This window comes from Chryseobacterium sp. ERMR1:04 (assembly GCF_001297705.1).
In the GTDB taxonomy this organism is placed as follows: Bacteria; Bacteroidota; Bacteroidia; order Flavobacteriales; family Weeksellaceae; genus Chryseobacterium.
This window is the reverse complement of record NZ_LIRF01000008.1, coordinates 1,001,493-1,015,705: the sequence shown is the minus strand read 5'-3', so window position 1 is coordinate 1,015,705 and position 14,213 is coordinate 1,001,493. Positions and strand designations below refer to the sequence as shown.

Below are 14,213 nucleotides of genomic sequence, written 5' to 3'. Positions count from 1 at the left end.
TATTTCGTTTTTGGAGGGTGTAAATTAATGATTTGAAAACAAAAAACCTCTGAAAAAATCAGAGGTTTTGAATATCTTTTTATATTTCTTAGTAATTATCTTCCTCTCCTTTCATCTTCTCTGCATTTTCAGCCATGATTACGGCATCAATCATCTCAGAGATATCTCCATTCATGTAAGCGTCAAGATTATACATCGATTTGTTGATTCTATGATCTGTAACTCTTCCCTGAGGATAGTTATAAGTTTTAATTTTCGCAGAACGGTCACCTGTAGAAACCATAGATTTACGTTGTGCAGCAATATCTCCTACAGATTTCTGTACTTCGATATCATATAATTTGGTACGAAGCATTTCCATCGCCAATTCTCTGTTGGCCAACTGAGAACGTGCCTGCTGACAAACAACCACCATTCCTGAAGGTTTGTGTGTTAGCTGTACTTTGGTTTCAACCTTGTTTACGTTTTGTCCACCCGCTCCACCTGAACGTGAAGTCTGCATTTCGATATCCGCAGGATTCAATTCAAAATCAATTTCCTCAGCTTCCGGTAAAACAGCCACGGTAATTGCAGAAGTATGCACTCTACCTTGAGATTCCGTTTCAGGAACACGTTGTACACGGTGAACACCAGACTCAAATTTCATGATTCCGTAAACGCCGTCTCCTTCAATTTTAATAATTAATTCTTTATATCCTTTAGATGCTTCACTAGAATCTGTGATTTCATGCTTCCATCCTTTGGTTTTGAAATACATTGCATACGCTCTGTACACATCTTCCACGAAAATGGCAGCTTCATCTCCACCAGTTCCGGCACGAAGTTCTACGATTACGTTTTTATCGTCAGTTGGATCTTTAGGAATCAAAAGTACTTTCAATTCTTCTTCCAAACCTGGAAGTTTGCCTTGAGCTTCTACTTTTTCTTCTTTAGCCATATCAACCAAGTCTCTGTCTGAACCATCAGCGATGATTTCTTCAGATTCTGCAATATTATCTAAAGCACCTTTGTACTGATCGTAAACTTTTACAATTTTGCCCAAATCACTGTATTCTTTATTTAATGAAGAATATTTTTTTTGATCTGAAATGATATCAGGCTGTATAATAAGGTCTGCCACCTCATTATATCTTTGTTTTATAGCTTCTAATTTTGGAATTAACGACTTAGACATTGTAGAAATTTTGTGGGGGCAAAGATAAGGATTATTAATTCAATACTCAATAGTCTTTACATAAACTCTAACTATTTGATATATAATTTTGTCTTGTAATTAATATTATCTTGGTTTGGTTGTAAAATAAGTTATCCTTTTTGTCATGTGAATCTAATGAAGATCTATTTTAAAGCAACCGAAGCAAAACTCTATTGACCGTTTACTTTTTTGTTTGCAAAAACGTTACAATCAGAAAAACTCACATTATTCAACAGCATCTTTGTCATTGACTTCGTCGAATCTTCGATTTCTGGAAGAATCTAAACAATTCAATATTGTAGTCCTTTTGTCTTGAAACAAAAGAACGAAAAATTCAAGACTGGAAACTTCCGCTAAAAATAAATTATGTTCTCTAAAAATTCTAAAATTCGTGCGGATGTACTTTTGTTGTTTTGTTTCAGTATTTGTCCCGCACTCAAACAGTAGAATTTTCTTAACGTTCACATATTTTATTTTGTCTCAATAATTTTTATTTTTTTATTGGAATCAACGAATCTCTTCGAGATTTCTTAACGCTCCATTTTTCTAGGTCGATTTAAACTATTAAACTTACTGTGGTCAATTCTTAGAAAGCTTTTTATCAATCAAATACAAAACAATTCCCAAGGCTACGATTCCTAATCCGATAAGACTTTCTTTAGGATTATGAACAAACGTAAAATATAAAATGTAACTGCTAAACAACATAAAAACAGTAGGAAAAACATAGAATACATTCGATTTAAATATTTTTCGCTGACTTTTTTTAAGAAAGAAAACCGTAGAAATAGCCAACGTTGCAAACAGTTGAAGTATAAACGAGGTGTACACAAAAATTTCTTTAAAACTTCCTGTCAAAATAATCAAAGTTGCGATAACAGCATGCGCAAAAATAGCACGAACCGGAATTCCTTTTTTATTATTAACCGATAACGATTTCCACAGTCTGTTTTCTTTTGCAAAAGCCTGTGTTAATCTCGAACCTACCCATAAATATCCACTAATCGTGGCAACCAACTGTAAGGCAATAAAAACATTTACTATTTTTCCAAAAGAATGACCAAGCATATTATTGGCTGCCTCTCTCATTACATCTTCTTTTCCTTCCAATTGGTGGATCGGAGCATGCTTTAACATAATATAATTGATCAAAATATAACAAACCGTCACGAATACTGTTCCTACAATCAATGCTTTAGGAAGATTTTTTTGAACATCTTTGATCTCTCCTGCAATATAAGATGCAGAGTTCCAACCCGTATAAGAATACGTTACGAAAACCAAAGAGGTTGCAAATGCGGGAAGCATCATTTCGTCTTTCCAACTGTCGGTGAAACTCAGGCTATTCCCAATTTGAGGTTCAGAAAGGACAACACCCAAAATAATCAGGACAATGATAAAAGCTACTTTAATAAAGGTAAAAAAGTTATGAAATCTGCTCGACGCTTTTAAACTAAATGATAAAGACAACGCCACTAAAAAGATGACGACAATCGAAAACCAAGTTCCAAAAGTAAAATCAAAAGCCGAGAGATATTGTGACATGGCCAAAGCCGCTAATGCGACTGGTGAAGAAAACCCTATGATCAGAGAAATCCAACTTACCAAATAGCCTAAAAGCGGATGATAGGTTTCTTTAAGATAAATAAAATCACCTCCATTTCCTTTAAAATGAGAGCCCAATTCCGCATAACAGAATGCTCCAAATAAAGCCAATACTCCACCAATCATCCAAAGCAGAAAAATACTGTACGTATTGGTAACATCTACCAACTGGAAACCCAAAGTCGTGAAAATTCCCGTCCCAATCATATTGGATACCACAATGGCAACTGCTGTTTTCCAGCCTATTTGATGTGAAGTCGTACTCATTTTTATTATAGATGCTAGATTTTAGACTTAAAAATTCATTAAAAATTTAACCACAAAAGGTACAAAAGCTTTGATTTAAAATTTAGCTATTTTCAAACTGAAAGTCCTCAAAAGAATAATATTTCGACTCCGCTCAATATGCAAAGATTTTTAAAAAACTTATGTGTTCTTATTTACAGATCATTATAAACTTAAATAAGCAACATTTTTAATCTTTTGTGTCTTTTGTGGTGAAATTAAAAAGTTCAATATTAAAAATTAAAGTTAACTCTCCCGAAGAAATAACTTCCCAATGTTCCCATCTGAACCGGCGCATATTTGAAAACTCCGTAATAAGAATTTTCATAGATCTGCAAATCAGGGAAAACATCCAATAAATTGTTGGCTCCAATCGTAAGGTTTACATTTTTAGTGATATCGTACCCAACGCTTACGTCCGTAACAATTTTAGGAGAAAATTCCTGAACCCCTCCAAAAGGATACCCATCTCTGATAACCTTACCAAAATACGTATTTCGCACTAAGAAATTGAATTTATTAATACTATAATTAAGTCCTAACGTCGCTTTTGCCTTAGGAGAAAGCGTTTCAATAATATTGATTTGATCCGGTCCGAAAAATTCTGACTGAGGAGTATCCAAATTTTGAGGAAAATGGAAGCCCGTGATCTTTGTTTCCGTGTAGTTTCCTGCTAAATTGATATTTAAATTTCCACCTGCTAATTTCCAGTCGTATGAAACAACCAGATCCACCCCTTTTGTTTCTGTATCAATGGCATTGGCAAAGAATCTGCCGCTTTCTGCAACGTTATTTTCGCCCACCAATTCGGGATCAGACAATCTTTTATCTGTAATATTGCTGGTGATAACAATTCTGTCTTTCACCCCGATCCAATATCCGTCCAGCGTAACGAAAAGTCCTTTAGCTGGTTTTAAAGTAAATCCAAGACTGGCGTTGACAGAAGTTTCCTGCTTTAATTTATCAAACCCCAAAACCTCAGCAGCTTTACTGTCTGTGGTAAATATTCCTTTTCTAACGATTTTCATCCCCGAAGTAGAAATATCTGCATACGAGTTGTTAAAATATTGCTGTTGCAAAGAAGGTGCTCTAAAGCCTGTTCCTACCGCTCCTCGAATGGCATAATCTTTTATGAATTCATATCGAATGGCTAATTTCCCATTCAATGTATTTCCAAAGTCAGAATAATTTTCAAATCTTGCAGCGGCATCGATATTTAATTTCTTAGCTAAATCATAAGAAACATCTGCATAAACAGCCGTAGAATGTCTTGATTTTTTCAACGCATTATCAGGAGAAAAACCCATAAAAGACTGTGATCCGCCATTTCCAACCACTGTAGATCCTGGAGTTGCAATATTTCCATTAATATCATAGGTCGCATAAGATGCTTCGTCACCAGCTTTGATTTGATATTCTTCAAATCTAAATTCTCCTCCGAAGGCAACATTGAAATTATTTAAGTTCTTAGAAACATCAAGATTAATGGTATTTTGAAGAAAGCTGTGCGCTCCTGCATAAAAACTCGTGGGCGATTTTACCCCTAGGGAAGCATTATTGGTATTATTAACATTATAATTGAATGTATTGCTTCCGAAAGTATTACTCAAATCAAAAAACCAGTCGTTTACATTGTATTTTGTTCCAACAGCGTAAGAAAGATCGTAGACCTGAGATTTCAGATTAGCCTGAAAACCATTTGGATAAATTGAAGAAACAATATTAGCTTTTTCACTTGGAAGCCTTCTAAACCCGAAACCTTCACCTTCTTTTAAACTGAAGCCTCCAAAACTATACAGCTTAAAATGATCATTGAAAGGATATTCTGCATTGAAAAACATTTGAGCCTGCTTTATCTGAGCATCACCAATCTGGAAATTGAAATCATCTCTGGTTAAGCCTCTTTTACTAATCTCAGCATCATCTAAAGCTCTTGCAGCATCAGGATCATTGGCAAAATCATATGCAAAGTTATCTCCAAAAATATCTAAATTGTGATTTTGAGCTCTTGTTGTTTTTCCTCTTTGACTTAGCTGTAATGATAAATTCATATAACTTTTCTCCTTTCCTAAAGAAGTTCCGTAATTAACGGCTCCCTGATAGGTTTCCCCGTCATTTCTTCCTGATAATCCGTAATTTAAACTTGCAGAAGCGCCGATATCTTTTTTAAGAATAATATTAATAACGCCTGCAATGGCATCGGAGCCATATTGTGCTGCTGCTCCGTCTCTTAACACTTCTATCCTATCGATCGCAATCACGGGAATGGTGCTTAAATCTGTCCCAACAGAACCGTTTCCGACTGTATTTTGATAATTAACTAAAGAGGTTGTATGTCTTCTTTTTCCATTCACTAAAACCAACACCTGGTCGGGACCCATTCCTCTCAATGTCATCGGATCAATATGTTCTGTACCGTCAGAAGCCGATTGTCTCACTGCATTAAAAGAAGGAATTACATAGTTTAAAAGATCCTGAACCGATGTTTGCGGGGCAGATTTTTGTAATTTTTCAATATTAATAACATCCACCGGAACCGGAGTTTCCAGTTTTGTTCTTTTCGCATTACGATTACCTACAATAATGACGTCTTCGATTTGTTTTTCCTTTTCCAATTCCTGTGCAGATAATAATCCTACACTTAAAAGGAGTACGCTTATGCTGAGCTTTTTCATTTCGCGGGTATTTCTTTCAAATTTTAAAATAAATAATATGCTCACAGTAACATCTGCAAACATCAACAAAGATTGTCAAGAAATGGAATGAATATTTAGAATATTGCTTCACTTATCTTCCCCCAATTGGGTTGGAATTAGCACCTTTACACACTGGAATTGTGTCGGTTGCTAAGGTTTCACAGGGCCAAATCCCTCCACCTTTCTCGATAAATCTATTGCAAAAGTAGACTATTGTTTTCAAATGACAAAGAGGAGGGTAAATTGTCTATGATGAATTTTAATTATCTCTCTTCTCTGATAAAACGTTGTCGGAATAAATGGTAACTAATAAACATCTCCTGCTAAATGATAACCTATTTATTAAAATCTTCCATTGGTACAACAATCCTGAATATTGTTGTAAAATGAATACCTGCTCTGTAAAAAAACAAAGTCCTATTAGACAACAAAACATGGAAAATTTTATTTCCATGTTTTTTATTTTTAATCGAATTTCATTTGCTCCTTCACCTTTTTATCATCATCATTTTTATCCAGTTTATTTTCTTCAATATCTTTCAGATTTCTTACTACAAAATATTGAGGCGTCATCATTGCGTATAATTTAAATAATGGCGCTTGAATTATTTTACTTTTATAGGTAAGACTAATCCTCATAGAACCTGAACTGCTCGATCTTTCTTTAATTGTTTCCGGAAAATCTTCATTTAAACCAAAATCCCAATCTTTTGGAATGAACTTTTTCTTTTCATAATATTCCATAAAACTATTTTGTACCCTACTCTTATTATTTATTTCCAATACTTTCTTGATATGAGCATCGGATATATCCTGAAGTGTATCTTTTTTATAAAAATAAATCATACTGTCGATGATTACAAAATGTTCATTCATACTGATGTCTTTGTTATTCCCAAATATTGAATTCTCATCTCCTCCGGATCCATAAGGCTGAATAAGAGTAACAAAATTCTCATCATTAAGATTCAAAAGTCCTCCTTTCTGCGGAATATTTTGGATAAATTCTTTGCCATTATTAAGTTTGAATTTATGATTTCCAGGATCTAGTAATATCGAAACACTCGTTGAGTCTGCTGAAAGTTTAAAAGGAAATTCATCATCAACCAGCAATGTTCCCTTTTGCGTAGAAGGATTGTAGCTTACTTCCACCCTTGTTTTAATTTTACTACAAGAAACCAGTAAAAAAATAAAAATAAACAACAAAAAAGCACTTTTAAATCTCATAAAAACAATTTTTTAATAACAATTATAATTTTATTTACAAATAAAGTTAATTTTTTTATCTTGCGCGACTATTTATAAAAATTAACCATGAGAATAATTTTTGGTCACAATAATTTTGTGATAAAAAGAGTAGCTCCCAAAGAGCTGGGCATTGAAGATGATCCACATATGAAAAATGCAGAAATAAGACTAATTCAAAAATTTGCACATCTGTATTTCATTCCTGTATTTCCTATGGGACAAGAATGGATTTTAAGAAAAGAAGGAAAATCTTATGTTATTACTTCAGATGTCAAAGCTATTTTGCATCGCAACTATCCTTCAAGGGTTCATATTGGAGCATTTGCTTTGCCTTTGTTATTAATCTTAGGAGTTATTATCTATTCCATTTCAAGTAAAATATCAGATTACCAATATCAGAAAAGAGCCGCAGCAGATCTTCAGATTAAAGGAAATGGATTGATAAAAACATTTGATTCTATTAATAATGAAAATACTGCATTCTTATCTCTTTATGACGCTTCAGCTTATAAAGATCTCGATTATGCTGTTTTAAAAACAGAAGGAAATAGACTTTTAATAAAACCTATCACAGAAAATGAAAATAATAAAATCAACTATAACCTTCCTTCCCAAATAAGACTTTACGCCCTTCTAAAAGGCGGAGGACAGACTGAAGACAGTATTTGGATCAGTAAAAATGAAATTAAAAAAACGATTCCGAACAAAGAATTATTTAAACCTATTTCAATAAAAGGATTAGATCCCTCTCCTTTAGAAATGAGAGATATTTATATTATAAAAGATGCTTATTTTAAAAATGAAACGCCTGTAGAAGCAGAATCTTCATTTTATTCAGAATATGTAAACTACGGTAAAGATGCAGTGATTGACAGCTTAATCCCAACACAAAAAGGAGAAGAATGGAAGCTTTCAAAAAATAAAAAGGTAAATTATAAAGAGCGGTTTGCTATAAAAACAGAAAGCTCAAATCCAGCTATCCTTTATTATCATACCGTTCCCGACAATACACCTCATCAGGTTAAAATTTCCGATAAGCACATAAAAAACAGCATCAACGGAGAATACTAACAACAAAGGCTTATCAAGTTGATAAGCCTTTTATTTTCAATAAAGAACAAAGACCGAAGACATTATGGCTTTTAAATGTATACTTCAAGCCCGATTTTGTCTGGTTGAATAACTTTCCGATGGCAGTTAGGGAATCTACTGTCTACTTTTGGCTCCATAATTTAATAACAATTTAATATTTTCAAAATGGAAAACAATAAAACCTTACAATCAGAAAAAGTATTATACACCGGAAAAACTCACACTACAGGAGGTCGTGAAGGATTTTCTAAAAGCTCTGACGGAAATCTTAACATAAAACTTTCAACTCCGGGTGGTAATGAAGCAGGAACAAATCCGGAACAGCTTTTCGCAGCGGGATGGTCGGCCTGCTTTATAGGTGCTCTTGGAATTGCAGCGAGAAGAAGAAAAATCAGACTTTCTGCCGAGACAGCTATAGATGCAGAAGTTGATCTTTGTATGAGTGATGATACTTATTTTTTACAGGCTCGATTGAATGTAAGTCTTCCGGGAATCGATGTTGAAACTGCAAAATTATTGACTGAAGAAGCCCACCAGACTTGTCCGTATTCTAAAATGTCAAGAGGAAATATTAATGTAGAAATTAATATTATTTAAAGAATTAAAACCTATTTTATATTTAAACAAAACCCGCTGTGTTTTTTTCAAACACAACGGGTTTCTGCAATTTAATATAAACTAATTAAGAAAAACAAAAGGCCTTAAAAAAGCCTTTTGTTCATCAATCAAATATCTATGGACTTTAGTTTTTGCTGATTTTTTTAGAGAAGGTCTGCCCGTTCTTTAATTTCAATTCTACAATGTAAATTCCTTTTGGAAGTCCTTGCATATCGATCTGGTCATTAGAAAATCGAACATTAATTTTCTGTCCTACTACATTCATTACATTTACATTCTCAATTGCTGAATCTCCTTTAATATAGAGAATTCCGCTTGTTGGGTTTGGATAAATCCCTAACGTTTTAGCCTTAATATCAGAAGTTCCCAGCGTTGTAAATTCTTTGATACATCTTACAGAATGCCCTTGCCCTCTAGGTCCTCCAGAAGCCGGATTAGCAATCGTAGCTCCTACATACAGATATTTCCCTCCGGAAGTAGCCGTATCTGAACTCCAGAAATATCCTCTTTGTCCTACATAGGTAAATCCACCGTCACTTGAGCTTCTGAATCCACCAGCAGGCAATTTTAATTTACTGTTATATGCAGTTGCAGGGTTTGATATCCCTTCAGAAGACACTAAAGTGGTCCATTCACTCTGAGATGGCATTTTCCAGTCTGAGCCAATTGCTTTACATGGGTCTGCTCCTTTTGCAATAGATACAGAATTTGCATTTTCTATGTTCCATTGATCTGTTAAAGCACTTCCAGCCCACCAAGCCGGAGAGCCAATCACATAACCTATCCCTGCTACTCCGGTCGGATTATTAGATGAAGGCGCAGAGGCGGTTGCCGAGTTTCTGAGCTGATGCCCATCATCCCATCTTCCCCACTGGAAAAGATCTCCATAAGAATCTGCGTCTGCCTGAGAAGTGGCTACCTGAGAACTTCCTAAGTTTTGTTGAAGCCAGATTTTCCCATCTGCTCCTCTTACCGTAGTATAGGAAACAACTTGCCCTTTATAATTGAATTTAACACAACCCAGGTCACCAATATTATTTCCCGGATCTGTACCGTTACAAGCCTGAGGGGTAGGCGTAAGAGTAATTCTTTTTACTTTTAGACCTCCTTCTGTATATGCTAATACCAGATAGTTGTTTACTTTATCTATTGTTAATTCATTATAAGTCGCTTCTCCATCAGAAAGAAAAGTGCCTCCTAATGTTCCCCAAGTTTGGGATGCTGTATCTAATTTGTATACTGTATTTCTTAGAAAATTATCATTTTCCCAACGGCTAGCCACCACATAAGGTTCACCCGCCGGAGTTACCGCAATAGCCACATGCTGTGCTCCTCCTGAAGAAAAATAGGCATTTCCTACTTGTACCCAAGAAGTTCCGTTAAATTTCTTAACATTCACTTTTCTGGAGTTTGCAGAGTTGGAAACATATGCAACATATAGATTGTTATTGGCATCAATGGCAATATCTGAGGTATAACTTTCTCCTGAAGATGAAGCATCTACAATACTTCCTCCTACCAAAGTCCAGTTATTAGAAGTGGTTGCTGTCGTTGTATTTTCATAGACGTTTACCCCACTTGCTACATTACAAGTATACACTTTGTTATTGGTTCCGATGACCATTTCTGCAAATGAAGCTCCGTTTGAGAAACCTGCATTTCCTACCTGCTCCCAAGCTCCGTTTACATAACGCTGAACGGTACCTGAATTCTGAGTACTGTAGGTAAATAATACATTAGCCGGAGATACGGCAGAAGCATGATAATTAATCGTGTTAGTCGTTGCACTTGGTAGCTGAGACCAAGCCGCTCCGTTAAACTGGCGAACTTCTAAACCACTTCCCTGATTGGTATAATAAACATTTCCTGAACCATCCACTGATAAAGAATTATACAATGCCGTTCCTGATGTAATCCCGGCACTTCCTCCAACATATGACCAAGATGTTCCGTTAAATTTCTGTACAGACCCCTTTGTTACAGATGCATCGTAATAAGAAATAAAATAATTTCCTGCATTGTCTACCACCAAATTATTATGGCTAGATCCTGCTGCTGATATCGGTTGCACCGAGCCAACATTCTCCCATTGCTGTGCGTATGAGTAATTTCCTGCGATAGCAAGCAACCCAAATCCCACTCCAATTTTTTTAATCGCAAAATATAAATTTCCGAACATAATGAATATTATTTTTATTTATTCTAAATTTAATTTAATTTTGCGCAAAATTAGTTGACATTCTTAACCCTAAGTTATCATTTCCAAACTTTTAGTTATCTGATGTCTGGCTTTCATGTTAAATTGTATCATGCTCGTAAAAACTTGTCGTATGAAGAATCAATCTAAAAATGGGTTATTGTTCAGATCCGAAGACATTAAAATCATAATGCAGGAAGACTCGTGCCCTGAAACCTATTCCAGATCTAGTATGATCGAAGGAAAATCGAGCTTTAACTTAATCTTTTTGTTGAGTCCGAATATCAATCTGGAAGCCCAAGATTGTGGAACTCACTTTATATTCAAGAAAAATCAATACATTCTCCACTATTCTCCTCAGGAAAGTACGGCTGAACTTTGGACAGAAAATCAGGAGACCTTAAAATATCTTCAGATTCAGATTAATTATCAGTATATATTCAATCTCATCAACCCTGAATCTAATCGAGAAAGCGCAGAAATTCTCGAAAATATGATCGAGAATAATTACATTTTCCTTCATAAAGAAACGCCACCGGATATGACTGTAGAAATGCATATTATTTTAAGAGAAATTGTAAGCTATACTAAAAGAGGGGTAATGCAGAAATTATTCATTGAAGCGAAGATCATTAAACTTCTGATTTTAATTTTTGAGCAATTCAATGAAAAAAATACGATTGAAACCTCTCCGCAAACGCCATCGATCATTAAAAAATTCGTTGATGAAAATTTTCACAAGAATATAAAAGTTGAAGAAATCGGAAAGTTGATAGGAATTAATCAGAACAAAATAAGAAAGGAGTTTAAAGCCCAATATCATATCACCGTTACCGATTATCTTTCTGAACTAAGAATGCTTAAAGCAAAAAAAATGATCATCGATAAAGAAATTATGATCAAAGAAATCGCCATTGAATGCGGTTATGAATATGTTCAAAACTTTACAAGAGCATTTAAGAAAAAATACGGAGTCTCTCCTGAGACTTTAAGAAATGGGTAAAAACAGAAAACCACCTAATAAATTAAGTGGTTTATATATGTTGTTTTGCTTTGATATTACTTTTTCAGAATTAAGGTGAAAAAGCAATGACAATCAATTAATGATGTCCGTGACTATCGTGTAAGAAAGGTCCGTGTCCTTTAGGGCTGCTGAAGATCACTTCAACTCCTTGTTGCTCATTCAGTTCTTTTCTTCTGATATCTTCCGGATCAAAAGGTTTTACTTTACCGAAGTACTCCATCAAACCTTCACTTAACCACATTGGGATTACCAATCCAAAAAACATAAAGATACACCAGAATCCTACAAGGAACATTGTAACAAAGTAGATTGTCCAAAGGAACTGATAAAACGGCCAAAATGCTGATAACATCATTTTTCTTATATATTTTAGGCAAAAATAGAACTTTTTTCTTTTTTAAACAAAAGATCAGTGCCCTATTTTCATTATTTATTTTTATTTTAAACTAATTCTTATAGATGTAAGACAATAGCTATTTAGATAAAAGATGAATAATCACAAAAAAATCTAAATAATATCGTACAACTTTCTATTCTTAATGAGCAAGATTTGCGAAGAAATCATTTCCTTTATCATCGGTAATGATGAATGCAGGGAAATCTTTCACCTCAATTTTTCTTACGGCTTCCATTCCTAATTCAGGGAAATCAACCACCTCAACAGACAGAATATTATCTTTTGCTAAGATCGCAGCCGGTCCTCCAATCGAGCCAATATAGAATCCACCGTATTTGTGACAAGCATCGGTAACGTCTTTCGTTCTGTTTCCTTTTGCCAACATCACCATACTTCCGCCGTGGCTTTGGAATTCATCTACATAAACATCCATTCTTCCCGCAGTTGTTGGTCCGAAACTTCCTGAAGCCATTCCTTCCGGAGTTTTTGCAGGCCCTGCGTAATAAATCGGGTGATTTTTGAAATATTCAGGCATTGGTTTTCCTGCATCCAATAATTCTTTGATCTTTGCGTGAGCAATATCTCTTGCAACGATCAATGTTCCGTTTAATTTTAATCTTGTTTTGATTGGATATTTTGAAAGCTCTGCTAAAATTTCAGGCATTGGCTTATTCAAATTGATTTCCACTGCCTCCTCCAAATGTGGCGGCGTTGCAGGTAAGAATCTTTTTGGATCTTCCTCCAATTGCTCCAAGAAAATACCGTCTTTATTAATTTTTCCTTTAATATTTCTGTCCGCTGAACAAGAAACGCCCATCCCAACAGGGCAAGAAGCCGCGTGACGAGGAAGTCTGATTACTCGAACATCGTGCGTTAAATATTTCCCACCAAACTGCGCTCCAATAGCACTTTCCTGGCAGATTTTCTGAACTTTAGCCTCCCATTCCAGATCTCTGAAAGCCTGACCCGCTTCATTTCCTTCAGTCGGAAGATTGTCATAATATTTTGCAGATGCTTTTTTTACTGTAGCCAAATTCGCTTCCGCAGAAGTTCCTCCGATCACTAATGCTAAGTGATAAGGCGGGCAAGCAGCAGTTCCCAAATCTGAAATTCTCTCTTTTACGAAAGCTTCCAAAGATTTTTCGTTGAGTAAAGACTTTGTTTTTTGATATAAGAATGTTTTATTGGCAGAACCACCACCTTTTGTTAAGAATAAAAACTCGTAAGAATCTCCTTGCTTAGCATACAAATCAATTTGTGCAGGAAGATTTGAACCCGAGTTTTTCTCATCAAACATGTTCAATGGAATTACCTGAGAATATCTTAAGTTTCTTTTTTGATAAGTATTGTAGATTCCTTTGCTTAAATATTCACCGTCATCAACGCCTGTATAAACGTTCTCTCCTTTTTTACCCATCACGATCGCCGTTCCTGTATCCTGGCAAGAAGGAAGTGCTCCTTCTACTGCAACAGCAGCATTCTGTAATAAGTTATAGGCAACGAATCTGTCATTATCGGTAGCTTCAGGATCATCAATAATTCTTTTCAAACTTTCTAAGTGAGACGAACGAAGCATAAAAGAAACATCTGCCATGGCTTCTTCAGCCAATAACTCCAATCCTTTTGGATCAATCGTTAAGATCTCTCTGTCTCCTAGTTTTTCAACTTTCACATACTCTGAAGTCAACTTTTTATAAACCGTATCGTCCTTTTGAATCGGGTACGGATCCTGATATCTAAATTCCATTTCAATTTTTTCTTGGTACAAAAATACGCCTTACCTAAAAAAACATGAGTAAAATCACTGACTTGAATTGATATTTATAATGATTATAAATTGTGGGATTCTGAGTTTA

Annotated in this window: 10 protein-coding genes and 1 riboswitch; of the genes, 3 read left to right on the top strand and 7 right to left on the bottom strand. The window is 35.0% G+C overall.

Features of this window, described 5'->3' with window-relative positions:
- Window positions 1-88: 88 nt before the first annotated feature.
- The 4 genes from prfA to AMQ68_RS21845 form a co-directional block, all read right to left on the bottom strand.
- Complete coding sequence (gene prfA / locus AMQ68_RS21860) at window positions 89-1,174, bottom strand: peptide chain release factor 1 (RefSeq protein WP_054512690.1); 1,086 nt, start codon at window positions 1,172-1,174, stop codon at window positions 89-91.
- Between the two features lie 600 nt (window positions 1,175-1,774).
- Window positions 1,775-3,067, bottom strand: a complete 1,293-nt coding sequence (locus AMQ68_RS21855; RefSeq protein ID WP_054512689.1) for an APC family permease — start codon at window positions 3,065-3,067, stop codon at window positions 1,775-1,777.
- A 251-nt stretch (window positions 3,068-3,318) separates the two neighbouring features.
- Window positions 3,319-5,760: a TonB-dependent siderophore receptor gene (locus tag AMQ68_RS21850; protein WP_054512897.1), complete on the bottom strand. Its 2,442-nt coding sequence runs from the start codon at window positions 5,758-5,760 to the stop codon at window positions 3,319-3,321.
- Between the two features lie 109 nt (window positions 5,761-5,869).
- Window positions 5,870-5,976: riboswitch (SAM riboswitch) on the bottom strand.
- Window positions 5,977-6,246: 270 nt separating this feature from the next.
- Window positions 6,247-7,008, bottom strand: coding sequence for a hypothetical protein (locus AMQ68_RS21845; RefSeq protein WP_054512688.1), 762 nt, complete (start codon window positions 7,006-7,008; stop codon window positions 6,247-6,249).
- Between the two features lie 87 nt (window positions 7,009-7,095).
- Between AMQ68_RS21845 and AMQ68_RS21840 the strand changes: the two genes are divergently transcribed.
- Entirely contained in the window at window positions 7,096-8,100 is a 1,005-nt protein-coding gene (locus AMQ68_RS21840) for a hypothetical protein (protein WP_054512687.1), read from the top strand.
- A gap of 186 nt (window positions 8,101-8,286) precedes the next feature.
- Window positions 8,287-8,718, top strand: a complete 432-nt coding sequence (locus AMQ68_RS21835) for an organic hydroperoxide resistance protein (RefSeq protein WP_054512686.1) — start codon at window positions 8,287-8,289, stop codon at window positions 8,716-8,718.
- A gap of 145 nt (window positions 8,719-8,863) precedes the next feature.
- Here the strand turns inward: AMQ68_RS21835 and AMQ68_RS21830 are convergent, their stop codons facing one another.
- The gene (locus AMQ68_RS21830) at window positions 8,864-10,918 is read right to left on the bottom strand and encodes a T9SS type A sorting domain-containing protein (RefSeq protein WP_054512685.1); all 2,055 of its coding nucleotides are present in this window, start codon (window positions 10,916-10,918) and stop codon (window positions 8,864-8,866) included.
- A 151-nt stretch (window positions 10,919-11,069) separates the two neighbouring features.
- On the opposite strand from AMQ68_RS21830, the gene AMQ68_RS21825 reads away from it, so the two are divergent.
- A complete protein-coding gene (locus AMQ68_RS21825; protein ID WP_054512684.1) occupies window positions 11,070-11,939 on the top strand; it encodes a helix-turn-helix transcriptional regulator in 870 nt (289 codons plus the stop codon).
- Between the two features lie 97 nt (window positions 11,940-12,036).
- Here AMQ68_RS21825 and AMQ68_RS21820 read toward each other — a convergent pair whose 3' ends face one another.
- Both AMQ68_RS21820 and AMQ68_RS21815 read right to left on the bottom strand, forming a co-directional pair.
- Window positions 12,037-12,315 (bottom strand): hypothetical protein, encoded by a 279-nt coding sequence (locus tag AMQ68_RS21820; protein WP_054512683.1) that lies wholly within the window; start codon window positions 12,313-12,315, stop codon window positions 12,037-12,039.
- 181 nt (window positions 12,316-12,496) lie between these two features.
- Complete coding sequence (locus AMQ68_RS21815; RefSeq protein WP_054512682.1) at window positions 12,497-14,104, bottom strand: fumarate hydratase; 1,608 nt, start codon at window positions 14,102-14,104, stop codon at window positions 12,497-12,499.
- Between the last annotated feature and the right edge of the window lie 109 nt (window positions 14,105-14,213).

Coding starts and splice junctions, on each gene's coding strand:
- AMQ68_RS21820 (WP_054512683.1), bottom strand. CDS start 12,315: ATGATGTTATCAGCATTTTGGCCGTTTTATCAGTTCCTTTGGACAATC.
- AMQ68_RS21830 (WP_054512685.1), bottom strand. CDS start 10,918: ATGTTCGGAAATTTATATTTTGCGATTAAAAAAATTGGAGTGGGATTT.
- AMQ68_RS21840 (WP_054512687.1), top strand. CDS start 7,096: ATGAGAATAATTTTTGGTCACAATAATTTTGTGATAAAAAGAGTAGCT.
- AMQ68_RS21850 (WP_054512897.1), bottom strand. CDS start 5,760: ATGAAAAAGCTCAGCATAAGCGTACTCCTTTTAAGTGTAGGATTATTA.
- AMQ68_RS21815 (WP_054512682.1), bottom strand. CDS start 14,104: ATGGAATTTAGATATCAGGATCCGTACCCGATTCAAAAGGACGATACG.
- AMQ68_RS21845 (WP_054512688.1), bottom strand. CDS start 7,008: ATGAGATTTAAAAGTGCTTTTTTGTTGTTTATTTTTATTTTTTTACTG.
- AMQ68_RS21835 (WP_054512686.1), top strand. CDS start 8,287: ATGGAAAACAATAAAACCTTACAATCAGAAAAAGTATTATACACCGGA.
- prfA (WP_054512690.1), bottom strand. CDS start 1,174: ATGTCTAAGTCGTTAATTCCAAAATTAGAAGCTATAAAACAAAGATAT.
- AMQ68_RS21825 (WP_054512684.1), top strand. CDS start 11,070: ATGAAGAATCAATCTAAAAATGGGTTATTGTTCAGATCCGAAGACATT.
- AMQ68_RS21855 (WP_054512689.1), bottom strand. CDS start 3,067: ATGAGTACGACTTCACATCAAATAGGCTGGAAAACAGCAGTTGCCATT.